Source organism: Pseudomonas sp. JQ36 (assembly GCF_053851495.1).
On the sequence record NZ_CM132642.1, the window covers coordinates 3,805,995 to 3,831,678 of the forward strand.

Here is a 25,684-nt window from a genome sequence, read left to right on the forward strand (position 1 = left end):
ACTCGTGGCACGTTGGCCTCGCTTCAGCAAATCGGGTATGTGATACAGGTGTCTTGTGAGCATCGCAAACTTTCGGTTCATTGCGTCTTCACACACCGCAATCTGGTCTCTTTCGAGCATTCAGATTGCTTGGGTGTTATATGGTCAAGCCTCACGGGCAATTAGTATTGGTTAGCTCAACGCCTCACAGCGCTTACACACCCAACCTATCAACGTCGTAGTCTTCGACGGCCCTTCAGGGAACTCAAGGTTCCAGTGAGATCTCATCTTGAGGCAAGTTTCCCGCTTAGATGCTTTCAGCGGTTATCTTTCCCGAACATAGCTACCCGGCAATGCCACTGGCGTGACAACCGGAACACCAGAGGTTCGTCCACTCCGGTCCTCTCGTACTAGGAGCAGCCCCTCTCAAATCTCAAACGTCCACGGCAGATAGGGACCGAACTGTCTCACGACGTTCTAAACCCAGCTCGCGTACCACTTTAAATGGCGAACAGCCATACCCTTGGGACCGGCTTCAGCCCCAGGATGTGATGAGCCGACATCGAGGTGCCAAACACCGCCGTCGATATGAACTCTTGGGCGGTATCAGCCTGTTATCCCCGGAGTACCTTTTATCCGTTGAGCGATGGCCCTTCCATACAGAACCACCGGATCACTAAGACCTACTTTCGTACCTGCTCGACGTGTCTGTCTCGCAGTCAAGCGCGCTTTTGCCTTTATACTCTACGACCGATTTCCGACCGGTCTGAGCGCACCTTCGTACTCCTCCGTTACTCTTTAGGAGGAGACCGCCCCAGTCAAACTACCCACCATACACTGTCCTCGATCCGGATAACGGACCTGAGTTAGAACCTCAAAGTTGCCAGGGTGGTATTTCAAGGATGGCTCCACGCGAACTGGCGTCCACGCTTCAAAGCCTCCCACCTATCCTACACAAGCAAATTCAAAGTCCAGTGCAAAGCTATAGTAAAGGTTCACGGGGTCTTTCCGTCTAGCCGCGGATACACTGCATCTTCACAGCGATTTCAATTTCACTGAGTCTCGGGTGGAGACAGCGCCGCCATCGTTACGCCATTCGTGCAGGTCGGAACTTACCCGACAAGGAATTTCGCTACCTTAGGACCGTTATAGTTACGGCCGCCGTTTACCGGGGCTTCGATCAAGAGCTTCGCGTTAGCTAACCCCATCAATTAACCTTCCGGCACCGGGCAGGCGTCACACCCTATACGTCCACTTTCGTGTTTGCAGAGTGCTGTGTTTTTAATAAACAGTCGCAGCGGCCTGGTATCTTCGACCGGCATGAGCTTACGGAGCAAGTCCTTCACCCTCACCGGCGCACCTTCTCCCGAAGTTACGGTGCCATTTTGCCTAGTTCCTTCACCCGAGTTCTCTCAAGCGCCTTGGTATTCTCTACCCAACCACCTGTGTCGGTTTGGGGTACGGTTCCTGGTTACCTGAAGCTTAGAAGCTTTTCTTGGAAGCATGGCATCAACCACTTCGTCACCCAAAGGGTAACTCGTCATCAGCTCTCGGCCTTAAGATCCCGGATTTACCTAAGATCTCAGCCTACCACCTTAAACTTGGACAACCAACGCCAAGCTGGCCTAGCCTTCTCCGTCCCTCCATCGCAATAACCAGAAGTACAGGAATATTAACCTGTTTTCCATCGACTACGCTTTTCAGCCTCGCCTTAGGGACCGACTAACCCTGCGTCGATTAACGTTGCGCAGGAAACCTTGGTCTTTCGGCGTGGGTGTTTTTCACACCCATTGTCGTTACTCATGTCAGCATTCGCACTTCTGATACCTCCAGCAAGCTTCTCAACTCACCTTCACAGGCTTACAGAACGCTCCTCTACCGCATCACTTGCGTGATACCCGTAGCTTCGGTGTATGGTTTGAGCCCCGTTACATCTTCCGCGCAGGCCGACTCGACTAGTGAGCTATTACGCTTTCTTTAAAGGGTGGCTGCTTCTAAGCCAACCTCCTAGCTGTCTAAGCCTTCCCACATCGTTTCCCACTTAACCATAACTTTGGGACCTTAGCTGACGGTCTGGGTTGTTTCCCTTTTCACGACGGACGTTAGCACCCGCCGTGTGTCTCCCATGCTCGGCACTTGTAGGTATTCGGAGTTTGCATCGGTTTGGTAAGTCGGGATGACCCCCTAGCCGAAACAGTGCTCTACCCCCTACAGTGATACATGAGGCGCTACCTAAATAGCTTTCGAGGAGAACCAGCTATCTCCGAGCTTGATTAGCCTTTCACTCCGATCCACAGGTCATCCGCTAACTTTTCAACGGTAGTCGGTTCGGTCCTCCAGTCAGTGTTACCTAACCTTCAACCTGCCCATGGATAGATCGCCCGGTTTCGGGTCTATTCCCAGCGACTAGACGCCCTATTAAGACTCGCTTTCGCTACGCCTCCCCTATTCGGTTAAGCTCGCCACTGAAAATAAGTCGCTGACCCATTATACAAAAGGTACGCAGTCACCCAACAAAGTGGGCTCCCACTGCTTGTACGCATACGGTTTCAGGATCTATTTCACTCCCCTCTCCGGGGTTCTTTTCGCCTTTCCCTCACGGTACTAGTTCACTATCGGTCAGTCAGTAGTATTTAGCCTTGGAGGATGGTCCCCCCATATTCAGACAAAGTTTCTCGTGCTCCGTCCTACTCGATTTCATGACTAAGAGATTTTCGCGTACAGGGCTATCACCCACTATGGCCGCACTTTCCAGAGCGTTCCGCTAATCTCAAAGCCACTTAAGGGCTAGTCCCCGTTCGCTCGCCACTACTAAGGGAATCTCGGTTGATTTCTTTTCCTCAGGGTACTTAGATGTTTCAGTTCCCCTGGTTCGCCTCTTGCACCTATGTATTCAGTACAAGATAACCATCTTATGATGGCTGGGTTCCCCCATTCAGACATCTCCGGATCAAAGTCTGTTTGCCGACTCCCCGAAGCTTTTCGCAGGCTACCACGTCTTTCATCGCCTCTGACTGCCAAGGCATCCACCGTATGCGCTTCTTCACTTGACCATATAACCCCAAGCAATCTGGTTATACTGTGAAGACGACATTCGCCGAAAATTCGCAAAACTCTTAAGAGTCACTCACAAATTTTACCTTAGCCTGATCCGTTACCAGTGAAAGTAACGTTCAGTCTATCTTTCTATCACATACCCAAATTTTTAAAGAACGATCTAATCAAAAGACTAGAAATCAGCATTCACCATCACAGCGATGGAATGCTCATTTCTAAGCTTTCAAACTTCAGAAGCAGTGGTGGTGGAGCCAAGCGGGATCGAACCGCTGACCTCCTGCGTGCAAGGCAGGCGCTCTCCCAGCTGAGCTATGGCCCCGTATTTCTACAGGTTTCCCACACAAAAATTGGTGGGTCTGGGCAGATTCGAACTGCCGACCTCACCCTTATCAGGGGTGCGCTCTAACCAACTGAGCTACAGACCCAATTTCGGGCTGCTTCTATCGTCTTCTTCAATGAATCAAGCAATTCGTGTGGGAACTTATGGAGCAGCTGATGTCGTCGATTAAGGAGGTGATCCAGCCGCAGGTTCCCCTACGGCTACCTTGTTACGACTTCACCCCAGTCATGAATCACACCGTGGTAACCGTCCTCCCGAAGGTTAGACTAGCTACTTCTGGTGCAACCCACTCCCATGGTGTGACGGGCGGTGTGTACAAGGCCCGGGAACGTATTCACCGCGACATTCTGATTCGCGATTACTAGCGATTCCGACTTCACGCAGTCGAGTTGCAGACTGCGATCCGGACTACGATCGGTTTTGTGGGATTAGCTCCACCTCGCGGCTTGGCAACCCTCTGTACCGACCATTGTAGCACGTGTGTAGCCCAGGCCGTAAGGGCCATGATGACTTGACGTCATCCCCACCTTCCTCCGGTTTGTCACCGGCAGTCTCCTTAGAGTGCCCACCATTACGTGCTGGTAACTAAGGACAAGGGTTGCGCTCGTTACGGGACTTAACCCAACATCTCACGACACGAGCTGACGACAGCCATGCAGCACCTGTCTCAATGTTCCCGAAGGCACCAATCCATCTCTGGAAAGTTCATTGGATGTCAAGGCCTGGTAAGGTTCTTCGCGTTGCTTCGAATTAAACCACATGCTCCACCGCTTGTGCGGGCCCCCGTCAATTCATTTGAGTTTTAACCTTGCGGCCGTACTCCCCAGGCGGTCAACTTAATGCGTTAGCTGCGCCACTAAGAGCTCAAGGCTCCCAACGGCTAGTTGACATCGTTTACGGCGTGGACTACCAGGGTATCTAATCCTGTTTGCTCCCCACGCTTTCGCACCTCAGTGTCAGTATCAGTCCAGGTGGTCGCCTTCGCCACTGGTGTTCCTTCCTATATCTACGCATTTCACCGCTACACAGGAAATTCCACCACCCTCTACCATACTCTAGCTTGCCAGTTTTGGATGCAGTTCCCAGGTTGAGCCCGGGGATTTCACATCCAACTTAACAAACCACCTACGCGCGCTTTACGCCCAGTAATTCCGATTAACGCTTGCACCCTCTGTATTACCGCGGCTGCTGGCACAGAGTTAGCCGGTGCTTATTCTGTCGGTAACGTCAAAATTGCAGAGTATTAATCTACAACCCTTCCTCCCAACTTAAAGTGCTTTACAATCCGAAGACCTTCTTCACACACGCGGCATGGCTGGATCAGGCTTTCGCCCATTGTCCAATATTCCCCACTGCTGCCTCCCGTAGGAGTCTGGACCGTGTCTCAGTTCCAGTGTGACTGATCATCCTCTCAGACCAGTTACGGATCGTCGCCTTGGTGAGCCATTACCTCACCAACTAGCTAATCCGACCTAGGCTCATCTGATAGCGCAAGGCCCGAAGGTCCCCTGCTTTCTCCCGTAGGACGTATGCGGTATTAGCGTTCCTTTCGAAACGTTGTCCCCCACTACCAGGCAGATTCCTAGGCATTACTCACCCGTCCGCCGCTGAATCCAGGAGCAAGCCCCTTTCATCCGCTCGACTTGCATGTGTTAAGCCTGCCGCCAGCGTTCAATCTGAGCCATGATCAAACTCTTCAGTTCAAACATCTTTGGGTTTTTAAGAAACCCTAAACTTGGCTCAGCAATCGTTGGTTACATCTTTGATTTCTCGCGGAGTAACTTGTGATGCTGATAATCTTGTTAACTATCAGTCTGACTCCACAAGCACCCACACGAATTGCTTGATTCAGTTGTTAAAGAGCAGTTGGTTAAGATCTTTCGTCTCAACCGAGGCGCGCATTCTACAGCAGCCTCACTTGCTGTCAAGTGATTATTTTCAGAAGCTTTCGAAGATTTCTTCAACAACTTCAACCACTTGCGCTTCCGATCTCTCGTCAGCGGGAGGCGAATTCTACAGCGTTACACGCTGCTGTCAACACCTCTTTTTCAACTTCCTTTTGGCTTCGGTGAACTGAAGCAACTTGCTGCCGAAAACTACGTAACTCATTGAATTTCAAGGAGTTTTCCGTTTCGACTGCGCCGGAAGTGGGGCGAATTATAGACCTCCTGAATCTGCCGTCAACCGTTAATTTCAGTTTTATTGCAAAACTTGCTTTTTAGCCAGCAACCGCGGGATTCGACGGGCAACCGCAGGTACACGTAGCAATAGCAGCATCGCGCCTATAAAGGCATAGATCGCCCACTCCCTGAGATCTGCCCGCACAATCCATAGCATATGCAGCAATCCGAGCCCCAAAATCACGTACACCAACCGATGCAGTTTCTTCCAGCGCACACCCAAGCGGCGCTGACTGTAGCGATTGGACGTAACCGCCAACGCCAACAGACCAAGGAACCCCAGCGTCCCCACAATAATGTACGGCCGCTTACGCAACTCCACGCCCAACTGAGACCAGTCGAAACCAAGGATGAACGCCATATAACTGAACAGATGCAGAACCACATAGGCAAAACACCAAAGTCCCAACTGACGGCGTACAGCAATCCAGCCCGCCCAACCCGTCAATTTCTGCAACGGCGTCATGCTCAAAGTGATCAGCAGCAATACCAGCGTCCCAAGCCCCAATCGATCAACCAGGACTTTGCCAGGATCCGGCCCCAGCAGATCAGCGAACGCCTGATAAAACCAAAGCAATGGCCAGATCGCCGCTGCGATGAAAACACCTACACGCCAGAACGGATATCGCATCAGTAGTTCTTCCGCAGATCGAGCCCTGTATATAAAGAAGCGACTTCATCCGCGTAGCCGTTGAACATCTGCGTATCACGCACATTCGGCTTGAACAGACTGTTCGGCAGACGCCGTTCCCGCGCCTGAGTCCAGCGCGGGTGATCAACCGTCGGATTCACGTTGGCATAAAAACCGTATTCATCTGCCGCGATGCTCTGCCAAGTCGTCTTGGGCTGCTCGCTGACCAGACTGATCCGCACAATGGACTTCACACTCTTGAAGCCATACTTCCACGGCACCACCAGACGCAGCGGCGCACCGTTCTGATTCGGCAACTCACGGCCATACATGCCAACCGCCAGAATCGCCAGGGGATTCATCGCCTCGTCCAGGCGCAAGCCTTCTACATAAGGCCAGTCGATCAGGGCAAAACCCGAGCGCTGACCTGGCATGCTCTTGGGATCCTGCAGGGTTTCGAAGCGAATGTATTTGGCCTTGGAGGTCGGCTCGACCTGTTTGAGCAGCGCAGAAATCGGAAAACCAATCCACGGGATAACCATCGACCACGCCTCAACACAGCGAAGGCGATAAATACGCTCCTCCAACTGGTACGGTTTCATGAAGTCTTCCAGCGCGTAACGCCCTGGCTTACCCACCTCCCCATCGACGACAACGCTCCACGGCTCGGTTTTCAGCGAACCGGCATTGGCGGCCGGATCGCCCTTGTCGGTGCCGAACTCGTAGAAGTTGTTGTAGTGGGTGGCGTCTTTATAAGGCGTGATCGCCTCATCCTTGACGTTGACTGCGCCCCATTTAGTAGAGGACAGCTTGTCGGTAAACCAGGCAGGCGCTTTACCGGGTTCAACATCGGCGTACCGAGCGGCATCCTCGGCATTGGCCCAGCGCGGCAGGCTACTGACGGCAAGTCCGGCAGCAGTACCACCCAACAATTGGCGGCGCGAGAGATAAATGGCTTCAGGCGTGACATCCGACTCGTGGCAGTCGGACGCTTTGGGGACTTTGATCAACATGGCAACTCCGCAGCTTTGGAGGACTGATGCACCCATAGACTGCGGAGTATGCGGGAAATTACATCACTCGGCTTTTTTGTGCCGACGAAGATGCAACAGGTACTGCACCGGGCCAGAAGCGGCGTAGGCGAGGAACACCAGCAGCAGAATGCGCGGCGGATCGCTGAAGACCACGGCGAACACCAGCACCACCACAAGGATCGCCACGAACGGCACGCGACCTTTCAGATCCAGCTCTTTAAAGCTGTTGTACTTGATATTACTGACCATCAGCATGCCGGCCGCTGCAACCATCAGTGCGACCAGGAACGACATCTTCGAACCTTGAATACCGTAATCGCTGAACGCCCAGACAATCCCCGCGACCACACCGGCAGCCGCCGGACTGGCCAGACCGATGAAGTAGCGCTTGTCAGCCGTACCCACCTGAGTATTGAAGCGGGCCAGACGCAACGCCGCGCCTGCTACATAAATGAAGGCAACCATCCAGCCAACCTTGCCCATGTCGCCCAACGCCCAGCCGAACGCCAGCAGCGCAGGTGCGACACCGAACGCAACCATGTCCGACAGCGAGTCGTACTCGGCGCCAAAGGCACTTTGCGTATTGGTCATGCGCGCCACACGACCGTCGAGGCCGTCGAGCACCATGGCGACGAATATCGCGATCGCAGCAAACGCGAAATACTTGCTCGCATTGGCCGAGTCGCCAGCGCTTAGAGCCGCCTGCGCGCTCATCGAGTTGATGATGGAATAAAACCCTGCAAACAGGTTCGCAGTGGTGAACAGATTCGGCAGCAGATAGATACCACGATGCCGGACTTTACGACCTTCTGCGTCGTGCCCTTCCTCGATGTGCTCATCGATGGGCAGCAGGCTTTCGGCGTCAGAAGCCTGGTTCGGCTCTTCGGGACGTTCGCTCATGGACATTACCTTGCAACGGTTTGGAGAAAATTCGACAGAGGCTTGAGGACGACAGTTCGGCCACAAACGATGCAGCTTTATACCAGAACCACCGCCTCAAACGAAAAAACGCGGCCGAGGCCGCGTTTTTCGTACAAGGATGACGACTTAGTTTTTGGCTTTGTCGACGATCTTGTTGGCACCGATCCACGGCATCATGGAGCGCAGTTGCTCGCCGATGATTTCGATACCGTGAGCGGCATTGTTACGACGCTTGGCGGTCATCGAAGGGTAGCCGGTTGCGCCTTCGCTGATGAACATTTTGGCGTATTCGCCGTCCTGAATACGTTTCAGGGCGTTGCGCATGGCCTGACGGGATTCGGCGTTGATCACTTCCGGGCCGGTCACGTACTCGCCGTATTCGGCGTTGTTGGAGATCGAGTAGTTCATGTTGGCGATACCGCCTTCGTACATGAGGTCAACGATCAGTTTCAGTTCGTGCAGGCACTCGAAGTAGGCCATTTCCGGCGCGTAGCCAGCTTCAACCAGAGTTTCGAAACCGGCTTTCACCAGCTCAACGGTACCGCCACACAGAACGGCTTGTTCGCCGAACAGGTCGGTTTCGGTCTCGTCCTTGAAGGTGGTTTCGATGATGCCGGTACGACCGCCACCCACGCCAGCTGCGTAGGACAGTGCAACGTTTTTGGCGTTGCCCGAGGCGTCCTGGTAGATCGCGATCAGGTCAGGGATACCGCCGCCCTTCACGAACTCGGAACGTACGGTGTGGCCCGGAGCTTTCGGCGCGATCATGATCACGTCGAGGTCGGCACGCGGAACAACCTGGTTGTAGTGAATCGCGAAGCCGTGGGAGAAGGCCAGGGTGGCGCCTTTCTTGATGTTCGGCTCGATTTCGTTCTTGTACAGCTGGGACTGGAATTCGTCCGGGGTCAGGATCATGACCAGGTCGGCGCCAGCAACAGCGGCAGCCACGTCGGTCACTTTCAGGCCGTGAGCTTCGGCTTTGGCAACAGTGGCCGAACCTTTACGCAGACCAACGGTAACGTCGACACCGGAATCTTTCAGGTTGCACGCTTGGGCGTGGCCCTGGGAACCGTAACCGATGATGGCAACTTTCTTGCCCTGGATGATCGACAGGTCGCAGTCTTTATCGTAGAAAACTTTCATGAATTTCCCCTATATATCCAGGCCGTTCAGGCCATTCGCTAATTTGGTTTAGATGCTGAGTACTTTGTCGCCGCGGGCAATGCCGGTCACGCCGCTACGGACGGTTTCCAGAATCGATGCGGTGCCGATGGATTGAATGAAGCTGTCGAGCTTGTCGCTGGTACCGGTCAACTGAACGGTATACACGCTGGCGCTGACATCGACGATCTGTCCACGGTAAATATCGGTGGTGCGTTTGATCTCGGCGCGCTGGGCGCCAGTGGCCTTGACCTTGACCAGCATCAGTTCGCGCTCGATGTGAGCGCTTTCCGACAGGTCTACCAGCTTGACCACTTCGATCAGCTTGTTCAGGTTTTTGGTGATCTGCTCGATGATTTCATCGTGGCCGACAGTGGTCAGCGTCAGACGCGACAGCGTCGGGTCTTCGGTTGGCGCCACCGTCAGGCTTTCAATGTTGTAGTTGCGCTGCGAGAACAGGCCGACTACGCGAGACAAAGCGCCGGGTTCGTTTTCCAGAAGCAGGGAAATAATGTGCCGCATGATTAAGTACGCTCCGTCTTGCTCAGCCACATATCGCGCATGGAGCCGTCTTTGATCTGCATCGGATAGACGTGCTCGCTGGTATCGACCGAAATATCGATCACCACCAGACGATCTTTCATGGCGAACGCTTCTTCCATCTTCGACTTCAAATCTTTCGAATCGGTAATGCGCACGCCGACGTGACCGTAGGCTTCAGCCAGTTTGACGAAGTCAGGCAGCGACTCCATGTAAGAGTGCGAGTGACGGCTGCCGTAGCTCATGTCCTGCCACTGACGAACCATCCCCAGAACGCCGTTGTTCAGGATGACGATTTTCACCGGCAAGCCGTATTGCAGGCAGGTCGACAGCTCCTGGATATTCATCTGGATGCTGCCTTCGCCGGTGACGCAGGCAACGTCGTCATCCGGGAAGCTCAACTTGATGCCCATGGCCGCCGGGAAACCGAAGCCCATGGTGCCCAGGCCACCGGAGTTGATCCAGCGGTTAGGCTTGTTGAACTTGTAGTACTGCGCAGCGAACATCTGGTGCTGGCCCACGTCGGAAGTGATGAAGGCATCGCCCTTGGTCACTTCGCACAGGGTTTCGATCACGGTCTGCGGCTTGATCAGGCTGCCGTCGCCCTTTTCATAAGGGAACAGGCCGCGATCACCACGCCATTCATCGACTTGCTTCCACCAGCTGGCGACGGACTCCTTGTTCGGGGTCTCGCCGATTTCCTTGAGGATCGCGACCATTTCGGTCAGGACGCTCTCCACCGGGCCAACGATTGGCACGTCGGCCTTGATGGTCTTGGAGATCGAAGCCGGGTCGATGTCGATGTGGATGATCTTGGCGTTCGGGCAGAACTTCGCCGCGCCGTTGATCACCCGGTCATCGAAACGCGCGCCGACAGCGAGGATCACGTCGGCATGGTGCATCGCCAGGTTGGCGGTGTAGCTGCCGTGCATGCCGAGCATGCCGATGAACTGCCGGTCGGTACCCGGGAAGCCACCCAGGCCCATCAGGGTGTTGGTCACTGGCAGGTTGAGCATTTTCGCCAGTTCGGTCAGCGGTGCGGAACCGTTGCCGAGGATCACGCCGCCACCGGAATAGAGCACAGGACGCTTGGCCGCCAGGAGCATTTCTGCCGCCTTGCGGATTTGCCCGGAGTGGCCGCGAACGGCCGGGCTGTAGGAACGCAGCTTGGCTTTTTTCGGGAAGACGTATTCGAACTTCTCGGCCGGGTTGGTCATGTCTTTCGGGATATCGACCACGACCGGGCCCGGACGACCGGATTGCGCCAGGTAGAACGCCTTCTTCATGACTTCCGGGATTTCCGAAGCGTGCTTGATCATGAAGCTGTGCTTCACGATCGGCCGGGAGATACCGATCATGTCGGTTTCCTGGAACGCGTCGGTGCCGACCATAGTGCTTGGCACCTGACCGGAAATGATCACCATTGGAATCGAATCCATATAGGCGGTGGCGATACCGGTGATGGCGTTTGTGGCGCCAGGACCTGATGTCACCAGTACCACGCCGGCTTTACCGGTGGCACGGGCGTAGCCGTCAGCCATATGGGTAGCCGCTTGTTCATGACGAACCAGGATGTGGGTCACTTCCGGTTCTTTGAACAGGGCATCGTAAACATGAAGGAGAGCACCACCCGGGTACCCGTAGATATATTTGACGCCTTCGTCACGCAAAAAGCGGACGAGCATCTCACCGCCAGATAAAAGCTCCACGTTGTTCACCTCTAAAACGCCAGAATACCGTCCACACAAAAGGGGCGGGTCTTAATAGGTTTACTTCTCGGCAGAGCATGAGCGACGGTGGTCGCCGACTACGTCAGCACTGACTGAGCAAGTATTGGGATCGTCCCAAGTGTTGCGGGCCTTTCCCACCCAGCGCGAGGTAACGCGTTGCGGGTATAACAGGTCGACGCGGATATGCGCCTCATGATCTACCGAGTGGGTCTGCTTCTGGCAGTCCCTCTACAGCGGACTTTGGATTCTTCTGTTTCGCCCTCTCCAAGTCAAGCCGTCAATGTGATTAATTGTGGGTAAGCACATGAGAACGCAAGAAAAAACCTGAAAACAGCTACTCTGTTAGCGTCAATTGCGCAATTTTGCCAAGGAATCAGCATGCGAACGCTTCTGTTAACTCTGCTGATCGGCCTCAGCCCATGGTGCTCGGCCGCTCAGATCTACAAATGGGTCGATGCCCAGGGCGTCACGCACTTCGATGCGCAGCCACCGCAAGGGCTGCCGGCGACGCCTGTGCAGACGCCCTCCTCGCCCCCACCGAAACCTGCCGCCATGCCTGGCAGTGGTGCGTTGGGCGATCAGAAAGCCATCGACGACAAGGTGAAGAAACAGGTGGCGGAGCAGCAGGCGCAGCTCAAGGCATTTTGCGAACAGGCACGGACGAACCTGGCGCAATTGCAGAACAATCCGCGGTTGAGGGAGGAAGTGGAGGGACAATTACGGCGGCTGGATGATGCGCAGCGGCAGGAGCGCATTGTCGAAGCGCAGAAGCAGATTGCGCAGAACTGCGAATAGTCACCTGTAGGAGCTGCCGCAGGCTGCGATCTTTTGATGCTGTTTTCAAAAGCAAGATCAAAAGATCGCAGCCTTCGGCAGCTCCTACAGGGGATCGGCTCTAGCGGGAAGCGGTGATCAGCAGGTCAAACTCTTTGAGCAGCACCTGCAGTTGGCGGTCCTTGCCCTGCAGATTGCGCTGGGCGAAGACCATTTCAGCCATTTCCTGAATGCCCGAGGCATTGGGCAGCGGCAGATCCTGTTCGAGGATCATCTTCATTCGCGGCAGGAAGATCCATTGCAGCCATTGTTCGAAATCCAGCGTGTCGACCGAAAACGGTTCGACACTGCTCAGGGCTTCGGCCGATGGCTGGACCTCATCCCACCAACCCTGCGTGCGCAGTTCGCGCTCGATCAGCAGCAATTGATCAGCGATTTTCGGGAAACGGGAATCCATCACAGCGAAACCTTGGCCTTCTGACGAGCCAGCGCTGCGCCGGCGGAATCGCCTTGTTTCTCACGGGACTGCGCGATGATTTCCCACAGGCTGGCCTGCAAGTCCGGACGACCGTTGGCCATGGTCAGCGCCCGACGGGCGAACTGCTCGGCCTGCGGCGCATCGCCTTGAGCCATGCGTACTTGCGCCAGACGATAAAGCACTTGCGGCTCACGCGGGGCAACGCGTTGCGCGCGCTCGAGGCTGGAAGACGCACCGTTGAGGTCACCACCGGCCTGTTGCTGCTGTGCGGTGGTCAGCAAGGCGAGCACCGGACCGTCCAGTTGCTCGTCCGCCGACAGACCACCGCCACTGCTGGCCGAAGGAATCCCGCTTGGCGTGGAAGGCATGCTGTAACTGCCGGAGTTGATCGGCGCCGACTCGACCGGCGTCGGGTTGTACGGCCCTGCGGTGATACCGCCAGACGCCGGGCCCGGCACGATCGGCGAGGAGCTGATCGGCGCCGATGTCGTGGCGCCGCCACCCGGCACCATCACCACCACGCCGGTATCGCCTTGCGGGATGGCCTGAGATTGCGCCTGGCCCTGGACTGGGCGTGTGACTGTCGTCTTGCGGAAACCGCCGTTGGCCGACAGCCGTTCGCTATTGGACACGGCCGTGCCGGAATCCACCACCGGGATCGAACCTCGCTGTACGGTAGAGCAGCCGCTGAGCAAAGCCACGGCGGTCACCGCTGGAATCAACCACTTGTTCACTTGAAACCCTCTTTGCTTAATTCATCCAGCCCTTGACCCAATCCATCACCGACTCTGGCGAGGCAGGCGTTTCGCTTGCACACGCGGCGCCGGGTGGTGGTTCGCTGCCGCGAATATACGGCATCTGTACCGCCCCCGGACAGTTGGCATCAGAGCCTTGTCCGGTACGCGAATCGACCCACGCCTGCACGATGTTGTCCGGCTGCGGCATGTCCAGCGGCAGCGGATCGGCCTTGCGCATGAAACTGGTCCAGACCTGCAACGCACCGGTCGCACCGGTAAACGGAGTCTTGCCGTTGTCGTCACGACCGAGCCAGACCACGGCCAGCAGATCCTGACTGAAACCGGCGAACCAGCTGTCACGCGAATCGTTACTGGTACCGGTCTTGCCGGCCAGCGTGAGGGTCTTGGGCAGCACGTTGTAAACCGAGCTGCCGGTACCTTCACGCATGACCCGCTGCATGGCGTTCTGGATCAGGTAGATGGACGCCGGATCGAAACGCTGCTCGATCTGGAACGGATAACGCTTGAGTGGCTCGCCATCGGCGGTCAGCACGCTGCGAATCCCGCGCATCGGCGTATTGAAACCACCGTTGGCGAGGGTCTGGTACATGGTCGCGACTTCGATCGGGGTCATGCCACCGGCGCCCAGCAACATAGACGGGAATGCAGGGAACTCACGCGTCACACCCAGACGCCCCAAGGTCTTGAGCACGTTAGGCACGCCGACTTCCAGACCCAGACGCGAGGTCGACAGGTTGTAGGAATGCGCCAGGCCTTGATAGAGGAACACGGTACCGTGGGAGCGGCGATCATAATTCTGCGGTTTCCACACCTGACCGTTCGCGCCTTTGACCGACAACGGATCGTCGGACAGCCAACTGGTCAGTGTGTACTGGCTCGGTTTCTCCAGCGCGGTCAGATAAACCGCCGGTTTGATCAACGAACCGATCGGCCGCACCGCGTCCAGTGCCCGGTTGAAACCAGCGTAACTGGCCTGACGGCTGCCGATCATCGCCTGGACTTCGCCGGTTTCCGGATTGGTCACGACCATCGCTGCTTCCACGTCATCAGAGCCTTTGCGCCCGGCCAGACGTTTAAAGGTGTCGTTGACCGAGGCTTCTGCTTTCATCTGCAGGATCGGGTCGAAACTGGTGAAGATCCGCAGGCCTTCTTCGGTCAAGTCTTCGTCGCGGTAGTCTTCGCGCAACTGGCGTTTGACCAGATCGATAAAGCCGGGGAACGAGCTGTCGGCAAGCTTGCCGCGCGTGGTCACGCCCAGAGGCATTTTCTTCGCCGCTTCAACCTGTTCGGCAGTCGCCACGCCTTGCTGCTCAAGCACGTCGAGCACCAGATTACGGCGTTCCAGCGCACGCTCCGGATTGCGCCGCGGGTTGTAGTAAGACGGGCCCTTGACCATGCCGACCAGCAACGCGACCTGATGCAGCTTCAGCTCGGACAGTGGCTGGCCGAAGAAGAACTGGCTGGCCAGACCGAAACCGTGCACCGCACGTTGACCGTCCTGGCCGACAAAGACTTCGTTGAGGTAGGCCTCAAGAATTTCCTTTTTGTCGTAGTGCAGCTCCAGCAGCATCGCCATCATCGCTTCGGTGAGCTTGCGGCTCAGGCTGCGCTCGTTGGTGAGGTAGAAGTTCTTGACCAATTGCTGGGTCAGCGTACTACCGCCCTGGGTCATCTTGCCGCCAGAGGTGTTGACCCAGATCGCCCGGGCAATCGACTTCGGCGACACGCCCCAGTGGCTGTAATAGTCGCGGTCTTCAACTGCTACCAGGGTTTCCAGCAGATACGGCGGCACCTGATCGAGTTTGATCAGAATGCGGTCTTCAAGATTTTTCGGGTAGATGCCGCCGATCATCAGCGGCTCAAGCCGCACCACGGACAATTTCCCGCCATTGAGCCCCGAAAGCTCGGCCACATAGTCGCCGGAGAAACGTACGCGTACTGGCTGGGCTTTTTCCAGGCCTTCATAGAACTGGAAGCCGCGGGTATTCAGATCAACGGTATTGCCGTTGACGGCGGCAGCGCCGGGGCCATTGCTCACGGCTTCGCGGCGATAGCCCAAGGCATCGAGTTCAGTGAGGAAATCGTCCTTGCTGAGCTTTTGTCCGACGAACAGCTCGAGCGGCCGCGCGTAAACCTTGGCCGGGATGGTCCAGCGCTTGCCGGAGAACTTCTCCTGCACCACGGCATCGAGGTAAACGGCGAAGCCGGCCAGCACTACAAGGCCGACCAGGCTGAGTTTAATGGCCCAGCTCAACCACGGGCTAAGGCCCTTGGAGACTGGTTTTTTCTTGGTACGGGGGGATCGAGTTCGAGTCATGGCGGCGGATTATACGCACTTTATTCATCCTCAACAGGAGCGCTCCGAGGTTTGCGTCGGGCTGGCGAGCGGCCATAATGGCGACCTCGAATTTCCCAGTCTCTGAAGGATCGCCCGTGAGCCAGTCCCTGATCGCTGCCCTGCAAAACCCGGCCCTATACCCGCACCCCGTCGAAGGGTTCCAGGTCATCGAAACCCATATCTCGTGGGTGATCCTCACTGGCCCCTTTGCTTATAAAGTGAAGAAGCCGGTGAATTTCGGCTTCCTCGACTTCACTGGCCTGGAGTCGCGCGCACATTTCTGCGCTGAAGAACTGCGTCTGAACCAACGTCTGACCGATGATTTGTATCTGGACGTGTTGCCGGTGACCGGCAGCGTCGAGGCGCCGCAACTGGGTGGCGACGGCCCGGTGATTGAATACGTGCTGAAAATGCGTCAGTTCCCGCAGACCGGCCTGCTCAGCACCCTGCAAGCCAACGGTGAGCTGACCACCCAGCACATCGATGAGATGGCCGAGCAGATTGCCAAATTCCACCTCAGCGCACCGAAGGTTCCGGCCGAGCACGAAGCCGGCACCCCGGATGCGGTGATGGCCCCGGTCGCGCAAAACTTCGAACAGATTCTGCCGTTCCTCAGCGATAAAAACGATTTGCTGCAACTTGAAGCGCTGAAAGCCTGGGCCGAAAGCAGCTTCGAACGCCTCAAGCCCCTGTTCGCCCAACGCAAGGCCGAGGGTTTCACCCGCGAATGCCACGGCGACATCCACCTGGGCAACGCCACTGTCATCAATGGCAAAGTGGTGATCTTCGACTGCATCGAGTTTAACGAACCGTTCCGCTTCACTGACGTCTGGGCCGATACCGGTTTCCTGGCGATGGACCTGGAAGACCGCGGTCTGAAATCCCTCGCCCGCCGCTTCATCAGCCAGTACCTGGAGCTGACCGGCGACTATCAAGGCCTCGAAGTGCTGAACTTCTATAAAGCCTACCGCGCGCTGGTTCGTGCCAAAGTTGCGCTGTTCAGCATGCCGGCGGACGCCACACCGGTGCAACGCGCCACTACCCTGCGCCAATACCGCAACTACGCCAACCTCGCAGAAAGCTACAGCACCATTCCTTCGCGCTTCATGGCAATTACCCACGGCGTATCGGCGGTCGGCAAGAGCCACGTGGCGATGCGTCTGGTCGAAGCGCTGGGCGCGATTCGCCTGCGTTCCGACGTCGAGCGCAAGCGCCTGTTCGGCGAGCAAACCGTAGCCAACGATGTGCAGGCCGGGATTTACAGTGCTGATGCCAGCGCCGCGACCTATGCCCGTCTGCATGAAATCGCTGAAGTGATCCTGCACGCCGGTTTCCCGGTGGTGATCGACGCGACTTACCTCAAGCGCGAACAACGCGATAGCGCGGCAAAAATCGCTGAAGCCACCGGCACACCGTTCCTGATCCTCGACTGCAACGCGCCGCAAGCGGTGATCGAGAGCTGGCTGGCGATCCGTCAGGCCGACCAGAAAGATCCTTCCGATGCCACGCTGGCCGTGATCGAGGCCCAGCAAGCCAGCCGCGAAGCCCTGACGCCAGAAGAAATCCTGCGCAGCAAACGCGTGCAAACCAATGAAAGCGGGACGCTCGACACCGTTGTGGCGCAGATCCGCCAGCGTCTGCCGGGCCTGTAAGAAACTATTTCGGCCGTGAAGCCCTCGCTTGCTTCACGGCCGTCAAATAGTGGCACTATACTGGCGTCATAAAACCAACAGGTGATCTGACATGAGCCAGCCGAAACTTCTCGACACCCCGCTTTATGCCCTGCTGCACAAAGACGACATCGCAGGCTTCAACAAGGAACGCCCGAACGACGGCCCGATCGACATGGTCGGTGGCGACTTTCGTGGCCTCGATCTGCGTGAACTGAACGCCGATGGCGTGGATTTCCGGGACGCGTACTTCCGCTCTGCCGATTTGCGCGGCATCGATTTCCGTAACTCATCGCTCGAAGGCGCAAGCCTGGCGCACGCACAGATTTCCGGAGCGTATTTTCCGCCGGAGCTGAGTGCCGACGAGATCCTGATGTCGATGAATTTTGGTACACGCCTGCGTTATCGCACCCGCTGATACTTTTTTATCTTTCTCTGACCCGACGCCTTTCCCCCTGTGGGAGCGGGCTTGCTCGCGAAGGCGTAGTGTCAGTCGATACATCTGTTGGCTGAAAGCCCCCCTTCTCGAGCAAGCCCGCTCCCACATTATCTCCGCGTTTCTTCCCTCCTTTCTGCGTTCGCAGCCCCTTTCTTAGTAGCGTTTGCGTCTAATCCGACCAAACAACCACGCTTTTCCTACTGATGGCTACACTCCTGAGAAGATCGCCCACGCACCATTCGGCCGTCGCAAGGAGGCTTGATGAATGATGAACTGCAACACCTGAAGAATCTTGGCAAGACGTCGGCGCAGTGGCTGCATGCCGTGGGCATCCACAGCGCCTCGGACTTGCGTCGCCTGGGGGCGGTGGACGCCTATCGGGCCGTGCGCACCCGCGGGTTTCGCGCGTCAAAGGTGTTGTTGTACGCGATCGAAGGGGCGCTGATGGATGTGCACTGGAACGACATCCCGGCCGAACGCAAAGACGCCTTGAACAAGCAGCTCGAAGCGATTTCCTCGCGCCACAAGAACTGAACAGGCACTGACGGCGATGTATCTGCTCGGAGAACAATCGGCACCGGTCGATGCACTGATCAATCGCTTGCAGAGTTTGCCCGCGCGCTGGCTGGAAGGGCTTGCACCGTGCGGGCCAGCCTTTGAGCAAGAAATCTCTGACAACCTGATGGCACAGCTCCCACACGATCAGTTGTTTCTACTGACAGAAGGCGTGATCCACGGCGACATCGGCGGCCGTGCACTGTTTTACTGGCAGGAAGGCGATCTGATCGGGCTGCAGCAAGGTGACGCCTGGGCCGATTGCCGACTGCGCAGCGACGGGCCATTGCGCTTGTTGCCCTATCGGCGAACCGATCTGTTCCAGCATTTGTATGCCGAGCCGGGCCGGGCCGAGCAATGGCTTGAGTATTTGCTGGGGCAGATGGCGCTGCTGGCTCATGCGGTGGCCGAACTGAAACCGCGGGAGTTTCGCAGCACCAATGGCTTCAAGCGGGTCGAGAGCGGTGAAGTACTGATCCAGCAGGGCGATGCCGCCGATCACGTCTTCGTGATCATCGATGGGCATGCCGAAGCGTTTGTTGACGGGCACAAGGTTGGCGAAGTGCCCAAGGACGAGATTTTCGGCGCCATGGCGGTGTTCACCGGCGAGCCGCGTAACGCTACCGTCATTGCTCGCGAGCCGAGCACAGTGATGCTGATTCCCGGCGAGCAGTTTCTGAACATGACCCGCAACAATCCGAAGATTGCCCACAGCCTGATCGAGAGCATGGCCCGACGCATCGGCCAGCTCAATCAACAGATCACGCAACTGGGTGCCGTCAAACCTCCACGTTGAGTCCCGTATTTCCGGGGCATTCCGGCCATTCGCACGACTAAATCAAGCAAATGGAAAAACAGTGGTTGACTCGCTAATGAGAATCGCTATGATTATCACAACTGGTCGCGAGATCAGTCGATATTCTGAAAAGCCCTTGGTTCGGACTCTCAGATTATCTCCTCATCAGGCTAATCACGGTTATTTGACCCGGTTTTTACCGGGTCTTTTTTTGCCTGTGGAAAAGTCATTGGCCAAATTGTTTGCGCATCTGTGCGCAGTAATCCTGCGCGGGCGTAGCCGGGGTGTACCAGACGTAATCGGCCATCGCCACAGTAACCACGGCGCCCTGCTCGGCCAGCATCAGCACCGTTGGCGCTTGGGCTGCGCCCAGATCCAGAACATGCAGCGGCACGCCAGCATTCTTGCGCGCATGCCAGGCACCCGCCAGCAGCAAGGCTGGCGTCGGCGCTGCCAGCAAACGTTCAGCCATGCGTCGATCACGCTGTTGCTGAACCGCGAGCATCGCCGGCATCTGCGATTTGGGCAGCAAGCCGCAATGTGAATCGCTGATCTGCTCAAGCAGCGCGGACTTCACCGATGCCGCATTGCTGCGAACTCCAATCAGGGCTGGCGGCTGACGATAGAACGCGCGGACTTCACTGTCGTCCAGATTGGCCGCCAACAGCGGATAGCCTTGCGTGAGGGCGAACCGAACGATCGGTCCATAAAGATTCCAGTCCCAGCCATCCTGCCAGGCCAGTGCGGCGGGAAGATCAGTGGGGGGCGTTGCTGCGCGGCGAACCTGATCAACTTTCGGCTGTTGATTCGGCGTAAGCATCTCAAGCAGCAGACTGCCCTGAGGGCGCTGTTCCCCAAGCGCTTGCAGCAACCATAACTGCACGGCGTGGTGATCGGCATTGTCATGCTGTTCGCCGATGATCAGTTGGTGCGGCTTGGCCAGACGCGTCAGCAGTTCCTGCGCCGTCAACACCTGGCCGCTGTGCAGATCGCGAATCTCACCGCTGACCGGTGGCGGCGCCGCAACATGCTGACACCCCGCCAGCCACAACACCGCTAACAACCAGATCCCGCGCATACCATCACCTCAATGAGAAATCAGCGGGCGATGATCAGCGGATGCCCACGCTCCGGGTGCGGCTGCACCAATACTTCGAGACCGAACACGGCTTTGAGCGAGTCCGGTCGCAAGACTTGCTGCGGCGTATCCAGCTCCACCGGGCGCCCGCCTTCGAGCAGCAATACCCGATCACAATAGCGCGCCGCCAGATTCAGATCATGCAGGATGACCAACACCGCTGCGCCACGATCGGCAAACTCGCGCACCGCTTGCAGCGTGGTGTGCTGATGCAAGGGATCGAGCATCGAGGTCGGTTCATCCAGCAACAGGGTTTGCCCGGTCTGCCCGGGCCATAACTGCGCCAGCACCCGCGCCAGATGCACACGCTGGCGCTCGCCACCCGATAGCGCCAGATAGCTGCGCCCGCTCAGGTGCCCGGCATCTGCAGCGTCCAGCGCTGCCGCAACAATCTCGTCATCGCGCACCCGACCACTCTGATAAGGCAAGCGGCCCATGCCGACCACTTCTTCCACGCGAAAGGCAAAATCCAACGTCGAGACCTGCGGCAATACCGCCAGACGCTGGGCGCGCTGCGTACCGGTCCAGTGATTCAGCGCCTTGTGGTCGAGCAACACCTCGCCCTCACTCGCCGTCAGCTCTCCGCACAAGGCACCGAGCAAGGTGCTTTTGCCGGCACCGTTCGGCCCGAGCACGCCCAACACCTCACCGGGCTCAAGTTGCAGGGTGACGTCGCTGAGCACGGTCTTGCGCCCGCGGCGGATGTGCAGATTGTGCGCACGCAACATCAGGCACGTCCTCGCAGCAGCAGATAGAGGAAGAACGGCGCGCCGATAAACGCGGTGACGATACCGATCGGCAATTCCGCCGGCGCCAGCGCCAGCCGCGCCACCAGATCCGCCAGCAACAATAGACTGGCACCGGCCAATACCGAGGCGGGCAATAGCACACGGTGATCCGGCCCGGCCAATAAACGCACCAGATGCGGCACCACCAACCCGACGAAGCCAATCATCCCGGCTGCTGCCACCGCTGCGCCAACACCCAACGCCGTGCAGAACACCAATTCACGCTTGAGCCGTTCGACATCGATCCCCAAGTGCCCGGCTTCGGACTCACCGAGCAACAAGGCATTCAGGGCCTTGGCGCGGCGCGGCAACCACAGCGCGACGCCGGTGCTGATGATCAGCAACGGCCACAGACGCGCGTAACTCGCACCATTGAGGCTGCCCAGATTCCAGAAAGTCAGCGTGCGCAAAGTCGCGTCATCCGCCAGATAGGTGAACAACCCGACTGCCGAGCTGGCCAACGCTGTCAGGGCGATCCCGGCCAACAGCATGGTCGCGACGTTAGTCTGACCGTTGCGCCGTCCAAGCCGATAGACCAGCGCCGTCACCCCCAGCCCACCGAGAAACGCGCACGCCGATAACAGATACGGCCCGAACCAATCCGGCAACCCGCCAAAAAACGAACCGCCGACAATGGCTACAGCCGCCCCGAGCGCCGCGCCACTGGAGACCCCGACCAACCCGGGATCGGCCAGCGGATTGCGAAACAAACCCTGCATCGCCACACCTGACAATGCCAGCACACCGCCAACGGCCAAACCGAGCAAGGTGCGCGGCAGGCGAATCTGCCCGAGGATCAGTTCAGCCTGCTCCAGACCATCCGGCGCCAGCGGCACACCGAGCATGCGCAATGCAGCGCGCAAGGTATCCAAAAGGGGCAGGCTGACTGGCCCCAGCGCCAACGACAACCAGATGGCCAGCAAACACAACAGTGTCAGGCCGATGAACAGGCTGCGCGGTTTGACCAATGTGGTCATGGGTTGCCCTTGGCTGAGTAGAAACCGTCAGACAAGCTTTTCAACGCCGCCGGCAAACGCGGCCCGAGCCCGCCGACCAGCAGCGTCGGATCCAGCTCCAGTACCCGACCGGTCTTGGCCGCACGACTAGATTGAAGAATCGGATTTTCCTTGAACAACGCCGCTTTTGCCGCCTCGCCGCTCAACGCGCGATCAGCAAAAACCAACACCTCGGGATCGAGTCCGGCCAGCGATTCCACGGAGAACGGCTTGTAACCGGTATGTGTCGCCAGGTTGTGCCCACCGGCCTGTTGCAATAGCCAGTCGGCGGCAGTGTCCTTGCCGGCAATCAACGGTTTGCCGCCGGCATGCCCGATCAACACCAGCACACCGGGCGCCTTTTGTCTGGTCTGCAACTCGGCGACTCGCGCTTTCTGCGCGGTCAGCTGCTGTTGATAACTATCCAGCAACTGCGCCGCCTGCGCTTGCGCGCCCAGCAACTGCCCCAGATGCGTGACGTTTTTTTCCAGGGTCGGCAAATCCGGCTGTGCCGAGAACAGTTCGACCCGCACCTTCGCGCTCTTCACCTGGGCGATGACCGGCGGCGGGCCCATTTCTTCGCTGCCGATGAGGATATCCGGGCGCAGACTGAGAATGCCCTCAGCCGACAGACTGCGTTGATAGCCGATGCTGGGCAGCTGCTTCAGCGATTGCGGATGCTGACTGGTAGTGTCGACGCCGACCAGCTTGGATTCGCCGCACAACGCGCTCACCCACTCCGATAGCGCGCCACCGGCACTGACCCAACGTTGCGGCAAATCGGCAGCTATCACCTGAAGGCTGGCGAGCAGTCCGACACACAGCACAACAACGCGGGTACTCAGGCGCATACGCAGCTTTCCTTGAACAATTTTCCCGGGCAGCACACCGGCAGGCCAAGTATCCTTGGCGGCGGCTGCGCAGAGTGGGCGAAGGCGGCCATTTGATAATTGTTTGCATTTAAACGTCAAGCTCGGACATTTCATAAACGAGCCGACACTTGAGGATAGCCATGAAGTTTTTGTGCGCCGGTACCGATCTCGCTGAGGCCGGCAGCCGTGGGTTCGACATCGATGGCAACAAACTGTTTGCCGTGCGCCGCAATGGCCAGGCCTATGTTTATCTCAATCGCTGCCCGCATCGCGGCGTCGGTCTGGAATGGCAGCCCGACCAGTTTCTCGACCCGAGCAACAGCTTGATCCAGTGCGCCACCCACGGCGCACTGTTTCTGATCGAAGATGGTGAATGCGTCGCCGGGCCCTGCGCCGGGCAATCGCTGACCGCCATCCCCTGCCGCGAAGATGCGCAGGGGCTGTGGATAGATGTTTAACCGTTGAGCAAAACGTCCAGCCGCCGGTCGATCACCATCTCTTCGTGGTTCAAGCGCACGCCGTAGGCCAGCACTTCGACCCCGCATGCAACGGCCTCGCGCAGGGCATCCGCGTAGGCCGAATCGATTTCCTCGGCAGGTCGCACGGCCTCGATGCCGCTGAGATTGACGCAATACAACTGCACCGCACGAATACCGTCACGGGCCAGATGCGCCAGTTCGCGCAGATGTTTGGCGCCGCGCTGGGTGACCGCGTCGGGAAACGCGGCCACGTTGGTTCCATTGAAGCCTAACGTGACGCTTTTTACTTCCACGTAGGCCGGGCCACTCGGGTATTCGAGGCGGAAATCGATGCGGCTCTTTTCCTGACCGTACGCCACTTCGCGTTTAAGCGCCGTGAAGCCGTTCAACTCACTGATGACTCCGGCCTGCAGCGCCTCTTCAACCAGCGCGTTGGCGCGGCCAGTGTTCACGCAAAACAGCCGGCCCTGCGGGGTTTCACCGATTTCCCAGGTGCCGGGCAGCTTGCGCTTCGGGTCGTTTGAGCGACTGAACCACACCTGCCCGCCTTCGACCTGGCAGTTGAGCATCGAGCCGGTATTCGGGCAGTGCAGGGTCAACAGCTCGCCATTGACCGTTTCAACGTCCGCCAGAAAACGTTTGTAGCGGCGAATCAGCCGCGCCTCTTCCAGAGCCGGATAAAAGCGCATCAGCCTTGCCAGCTCTTCAAGCCGCGAGCGATACGTTCCACCGCTTCCTGTAAGCGAGGGAGGTTTTGCGTGTAAGCGAAACGCACATGGTGGCTGGCCTGATAACGCCCGAAATCCAGCCCTGGGGTGAAGGCAACGTGCTCGGTTTCGAGGAAATGACGGCAGAACGCGAAGGCATCACCGCCGAACTGGCTGATATCGGCGTACAAGTAAAACGCCCCTTCAGGCTCGACGGCGATGTTGAAACCCAACTCGCGCAGTGCCGGCAGAAGGAAGTCGCGGCGGCGGCCAAATTCGGCGCGGCGCTCTTCGAGGATGCTGATGGTGTCCGGCTCGAAGCAGGCCAAAGCGGCATACTGCGCCATGCTCGGGGCGCTGATGTACAGGTTCTGGGCGAGTTTTTCCAGCTCACTGACGGCCGCATCCGGCGCCACCAGCCAGCCGAGACGCCAACCGGTCATGCCGAAATATTTGGAGAAACTATTGAGGACAAAGGCGCTGTCATCGACTTCCAGCACACTGGCGGCATCGGTGCCGTAAGTCAGGCCGTGGTAGATCTCGTCCACCACCAGATGCCCGTGCCGCGCCTTGATCGCTGTGGATAACCCGGCCAGTTCATCGCGGGTCAGGATGGTTCCGGTGGGGTTGGCTGGCGACGCCACCAAGGCACCGACGCTGTCGTGGTCCCAGTGCCGCGCCACCAGATCCGGAGTCAGTTGGTAACGCACGTCCGGCCCGACCGGGACCAGTTGCGCCGCGCCTTCGACCAGACGCAGGAAGTGCCGGTTGCACGGGTAACCCGGGTCGGCCAGCAGCCAGTGTTTGCCGGGATCCACCAGCAAGGCACTGGCCAGCAACAGGGCGCCGGAGCCACCGGGGGTGATCAGGATCCGCCGTGGATCAATGTTCAAACCGTAACGCGATTGATAGAACCCGGAAATCGCCTCGCGCAACTCGGGAATACCCCGCGCGGCGGTGTAGCGGGTCTTGCCTGCCGTCAGCGCCGCTTGCCCGGCACGGATGATCGGCTCGGCGGTGGTGAAGTCCGGCTCGCCGATTTCCAGGTGGATCACGTCGTGACCTTCGGCCTGCAGTTCGTTGGCCCGCGCCAGAAGCGCCATCACATGGAACGGTTCGATCGCACGACTGCGCGCACTGTAAGGCTGAGCCATTGGTTTTCCTTCGACGGGGAAAAAGAGACGATTCTACCCATCTGCCGGAACGAGCGAGAACCCGTCGCGGTCACAGCCTCAAGAACGCTGGACTGTAACGATATGCGCGTACGCTCCAGGATTGACTAAAATCAGAGATTGATCAGGTCTCCATCACTGTCAGACATGGC

The 25,684-nt window shown here is 57.8% G+C and carries 21 protein-coding genes, 2 tRNA genes and 2 rRNA genes; 6 read left to right on the plus strand and 19 right to left on the minus strand.

Features of this window, described 5'->3' with window-relative positions; genetic code table 11:
• Positions 1-140 precede the first annotated feature (140 nt).
• The 10 genes from ACS4NR_RS17095 to ACS4NR_RS17140 all read right to left on the minus strand — a co-directional run bounded on the left by ACS4NR_RS17095 (position 141) and on the right by ACS4NR_RS17140 (position 11,552).
• Positions 141-3,032, minus strand: a 23S ribosomal RNA gene (locus ACS4NR_RS17095).
• A gap of 247 nt (positions 3,033-3,279) precedes the next feature.
• Positions 3,280-3,355: transfer RNA gene (locus ACS4NR_RS17100), tRNA-Ala, on the minus strand.
• Positions 3,356-3,384: 29 nt separating this feature from the next.
• Positions 3,385-3,461 (minus strand) — tRNA-Ile (locus ACS4NR_RS17105).
• An 81-nt stretch (positions 3,462-3,542) separates the two neighbouring features.
• Positions 3,543-5,079, minus strand: a 16S ribosomal RNA gene (locus tag ACS4NR_RS17110).
• Together the 16S and 23S rRNA genes with 2 tRNA genes alongside form the textbook arrangement of a ribosomal RNA operon.
• A 496-nt stretch (positions 5,080-5,575) precedes the next feature.
• Positions 5,576-6,187: a protein-methionine-sulfoxide reductase heme-binding subunit MsrQ gene (gene msrQ / locus ACS4NR_RS17115; protein ID WP_253150563.1), complete on the minus strand. Its 612-nt coding sequence runs from the start codon at positions 6,185-6,187 to the stop codon at positions 5,576-5,578.
• Entirely contained in the window at positions 6,187-7,200 is a 1,014-nt protein-coding gene (gene msrP, locus ACS4NR_RS17120; protein ID WP_456017932.1) for a protein-methionine-sulfoxide reductase catalytic subunit MsrP, read from the minus strand. Before msrP ends, msrQ begins: the two co-directional genes overlap by 1 nt.
• Positions 7,201-7,263: 63 nt before the next feature.
• Entirely contained in the window at positions 7,264-8,121 is an 858-nt protein-coding gene (pssA, locus tag ACS4NR_RS17125) for a CDP-diacylglycerol--serine O-phosphatidyltransferase (protein ID WP_456017933.1), read from the minus strand.
• A 147-nt stretch (positions 8,122-8,268) separates the two neighbouring features.
• Positions 8,269-9,285, minus strand: coding sequence for a ketol-acid reductoisomerase (ilvC, locus tag ACS4NR_RS17130; protein ID WP_007959661.1), 1,017 nt, complete (start codon positions 9,283-9,285; stop codon positions 8,269-8,271).
• Between the two features lie 48 nt (positions 9,286-9,333).
• A complete protein-coding gene (gene ilvN, locus ACS4NR_RS17135; protein WP_003205610.1) occupies positions 9,334-9,825 on the minus strand; it encodes an acetolactate synthase small subunit in 492 nt (163 codons plus the stop codon).
• Between the two features lie 2 nt (positions 9,826-9,827).
• The gene (locus ACS4NR_RS17140; RefSeq protein ID WP_041065497.1) at positions 9,828-11,552 is read right to left on the minus strand and encodes an acetolactate synthase 3 large subunit; all 1,725 of its coding nucleotides are present in this window, start codon (positions 11,550-11,552) and stop codon (positions 9,828-9,830) included.
• A gap of 399 nt (positions 11,553-11,951) precedes the next feature.
• Here ACS4NR_RS17140 and ACS4NR_RS17145 point away from each other — a divergent pair, with 399 nt between their 5' ends.
• Positions 11,952-12,368 (plus strand): DUF4124 domain-containing protein, encoded by a 417-nt coding sequence (locus ACS4NR_RS17145; RefSeq protein ID WP_456017934.1) that lies wholly within the window; start codon positions 11,952-11,954, stop codon positions 12,366-12,368.
• 100 nt (positions 12,369-12,468) lie between these two features.
• Here ACS4NR_RS17145 and ACS4NR_RS17150 read toward each other — a convergent pair whose 3' ends face one another.
• From ACS4NR_RS17150 to mrcB, 3 genes are read right to left on the minus strand one after another with little or no spacing between them, the layout of a single operon-like run.
• On the minus strand, positions 12,469-12,804 hold the full coding sequence (locus tag ACS4NR_RS17150) for a YqcC family protein (RefSeq protein WP_007963922.1): 336 nt from the start codon (positions 12,802-12,804) through the stop codon (positions 12,469-12,471).
• The gene (locus tag ACS4NR_RS17155) at positions 12,804-13,559 is read right to left on the minus strand and encodes a tetratricopeptide repeat protein (RefSeq protein WP_095140087.1); all 756 of its coding nucleotides are present in this window, start codon (positions 13,557-13,559) and stop codon (positions 12,804-12,806) included. The genes ACS4NR_RS17150 and ACS4NR_RS17155 overlap by 1 nt, the downstream gene beginning before the upstream one ends.
• Positions 13,560-13,575: 16 nt before the next feature.
• The gene (gene mrcB, locus ACS4NR_RS17160) at positions 13,576-15,900 is read right to left on the minus strand and encodes a penicillin-binding protein 1B (protein WP_095140086.1); all 2,325 of its coding nucleotides are present in this window, start codon (positions 15,898-15,900) and stop codon (positions 13,576-13,578) included.
• 116 nt (positions 15,901-16,016) lie between these two features.
• On the opposite strand from mrcB, the gene ACS4NR_RS17165 reads away from it, so the two are divergent.
• The 4 genes from ACS4NR_RS17165 to ACS4NR_RS17180 all read left to right on the plus strand — a co-directional run bounded on the left by ACS4NR_RS17165 (position 16,017) and on the right by ACS4NR_RS17180 (position 19,381).
• The gene (locus ACS4NR_RS17165; RefSeq protein WP_443535374.1) at positions 16,017-17,573 is read left to right on the plus strand and encodes a bifunctional aminoglycoside phosphotransferase/ATP-binding protein; all 1,557 of its coding nucleotides are present in this window, start codon (positions 16,017-16,019) and stop codon (positions 17,571-17,573) included.
• 91 nt (positions 17,574-17,664) lie between these two features.
• Positions 17,665-18,009 (plus strand): pentapeptide repeat-containing protein, encoded by a 345-nt coding sequence (locus tag ACS4NR_RS17170; protein WP_007963914.1) that lies wholly within the window; start codon positions 17,665-17,667, stop codon positions 18,007-18,009.
• 282 nt (positions 18,010-18,291) lie between these two features.
• Positions 18,292-18,564, plus strand: coding sequence for a TfoX/Sxy family protein (locus tag ACS4NR_RS17175; protein WP_003228231.1), 273 nt, complete (start codon positions 18,292-18,294; stop codon positions 18,562-18,564).
• Between the two features lie 16 nt (positions 18,565-18,580).
• The gene (locus ACS4NR_RS17180; protein WP_456017935.1) at positions 18,581-19,381 is read left to right on the plus strand and encodes a Crp/Fnr family transcriptional regulator; all 801 of its coding nucleotides are present in this window, start codon (positions 18,581-18,583) and stop codon (positions 19,379-19,381) included.
• Positions 19,382-19,607: 226 nt separating this feature from the next.
• Here ACS4NR_RS17180 and ACS4NR_RS17185 read toward each other — a convergent pair whose 3' ends face one another.
• Genes ACS4NR_RS17185 through ACS4NR_RS17200 form a run of 4 tightly spaced genes read right to left on the minus strand, consistent with a single transcriptional unit; the run spans position 19,608 to position 23,153 of the window.
• Positions 19,608-20,459 carry a ChaN family lipoprotein gene (locus tag ACS4NR_RS17185; protein ID WP_456017936.1) on the minus strand — a complete coding sequence of 284 codons (852 nt, stop codon included), beginning with the start codon at positions 20,457-20,459 and terminating at the stop codon, positions 19,608-19,610.
• Between the two features lie 20 nt (positions 20,460-20,479).
• On the minus strand, positions 20,480-21,247 hold the full coding sequence (locus tag ACS4NR_RS17190) for a heme ABC transporter ATP-binding protein (protein ID WP_456017937.1): 768 nt from the start codon (positions 21,245-21,247) through the stop codon (positions 20,480-20,482).
• Positions 21,247-22,230, minus strand: coding sequence for a FecCD family ABC transporter permease (locus tag ACS4NR_RS17195; RefSeq protein ID WP_177440045.1), 984 nt, complete (start codon positions 22,228-22,230; stop codon positions 21,247-21,249). Before ACS4NR_RS17195 ends, ACS4NR_RS17190 begins: the two co-directional genes overlap by 1 nt.
• A gap of 50 nt (positions 22,231-22,280) precedes the next feature.
• On the minus strand, positions 22,281-23,153 hold the full coding sequence (locus ACS4NR_RS17200; RefSeq protein ID WP_456017938.1) for a heme/hemin ABC transporter substrate-binding protein: 873 nt from the start codon (positions 23,151-23,153) through the stop codon (positions 22,281-22,283).
• A 161-nt stretch (positions 23,154-23,314) separates the two neighbouring features.
• Here ACS4NR_RS17200 and ACS4NR_RS17205 point away from each other — a divergent pair, with 161 nt between their 5' ends.
• The gene (locus ACS4NR_RS17205) at positions 23,315-23,632 is read left to right on the plus strand and encodes a Rieske (2Fe-2S) protein (protein ID WP_103367315.1); all 318 of its coding nucleotides are present in this window, start codon (positions 23,315-23,317) and stop codon (positions 23,630-23,632) included.
• On the opposite strand, the gene sfsA is transcribed toward ACS4NR_RS17205, so the two are convergent.
• The gene (gene sfsA / locus ACS4NR_RS17210; RefSeq protein ID WP_456017939.1) at positions 23,629-24,342 is read right to left on the minus strand and encodes a DNA/RNA nuclease SfsA; all 714 of its coding nucleotides are present in this window, start codon (positions 24,340-24,342) and stop codon (positions 23,629-23,631) included. The genes ACS4NR_RS17205 and sfsA overlap by 4 nt on opposite strands.
• Positions 24,342-25,514 carry a pyridoxal phosphate-dependent aminotransferase gene (locus ACS4NR_RS17215; RefSeq protein ID WP_443535386.1) on the minus strand — a complete coding sequence of 391 codons (1,173 nt, stop codon included), beginning with the start codon at positions 25,512-25,514 and terminating at the stop codon, positions 24,342-24,344. The genes sfsA and ACS4NR_RS17215 overlap by 1 nt, the downstream gene beginning before the upstream one ends.
• Positions 25,515-25,684: the final 170 nt, after the last annotated feature.

Bases quoted from the DNA above. Each gene is read 5' to 3' on its own strand.
- ACS4NR_RS17170 (WP_007963914.1), top strand. From the start codon at position 17,665: ATGAGCCAGCCGAAACTTCTCGACACCCCGCTTTATGCCCTGCTGCAC.
- ACS4NR_RS17205 (WP_103367315.1), top strand. From the start codon at position 23,315: ATGAAGTTTTTGTGCGCCGGTACCGATCTCGCTGAGGCCGGCAGCCGT.
- msrQ (WP_253150563.1), bottom strand. From the start codon at position 6,187: ATGCGATATCCGTTCTGGCGTGTAGGTGTTTTCATCGCAGCGGCGATC.
- ACS4NR_RS17180 (WP_456017935.1), top strand. From the start codon at position 18,581: ATGTATCTGCTCGGAGAACAATCGGCACCGGTCGATGCACTGATCAAT.
- ACS4NR_RS17200 (WP_456017938.1), bottom strand. From the start codon at position 23,153: ATGCGCCTGAGTACCCGCGTTGTTGTGCTGTGTGTCGGACTGCTCGCC.
- ACS4NR_RS17150 (WP_007963922.1), bottom strand. From the start codon at position 12,804: ATGGATTCCCGTTTCCCGAAAATCGCTGATCAATTGCTGCTGATCGAG.
- ACS4NR_RS17185 (WP_456017936.1), bottom strand. From the start codon at position 20,459: ATGCGCGGGATCTGGTTGTTAGCGGTGTTGTGGCTGGCGGGGTGTCAG.
- msrP (WP_456017932.1), bottom strand. From the start codon at position 7,200: ATGTTGATCAAAGTCCCCAAAGCGTCCGACTGCCACGAGTCGGATGTC.
- ACS4NR_RS17190 (WP_456017937.1), bottom strand. From the start codon at position 21,247: ATGTTGCGTGCGCACAATCTGCACATCCGCCGCGGGCGCAAGACCGTG.
- ilvC (WP_007959661.1), bottom strand. From the start codon at position 9,285: ATGAAAGTTTTCTACGATAAAGACTGCGACCTGTCGATCATCCAGGGC.
- ACS4NR_RS17145 (WP_456017934.1), top strand. From the start codon at position 11,952: ATGCGAACGCTTCTGTTAACTCTGCTGATCGGCCTCAGCCCATGGTGC.
- sfsA (WP_456017939.1), bottom strand. From the start codon at position 24,342: ATGCGCTTTTATCCGGCTCTGGAAGAGGCGCGGCTGATTCGCCGCTAC.
- mrcB (WP_095140086.1), bottom strand. From the start codon at position 15,900: ATGACTCGAACTCGATCCCCCCGTACCAAGAAAAAACCAGTCTCCAAG.
- ACS4NR_RS17215 (WP_443535386.1), bottom strand. From the start codon at position 25,514: ATGGCTCAGCCTTACAGTGCGCGCAGTCGTGCGATCGAACCGTTCCAT.
- ACS4NR_RS17175 (WP_003228231.1), top strand. From the start codon at position 18,292: ATGAATGATGAACTGCAACACCTGAAGAATCTTGGCAAGACGTCGGCG.
- pssA (WP_456017933.1), bottom strand. From the start codon at position 8,121: ATGAGCGAACGTCCCGAAGAGCCGAACCAGGCTTCTGACGCCGAAAGC.
- ilvN (WP_003205610.1), bottom strand. From the start codon at position 9,825: ATGCGGCACATTATTTCCCTGCTTCTGGAAAACGAACCCGGCGCTTTG.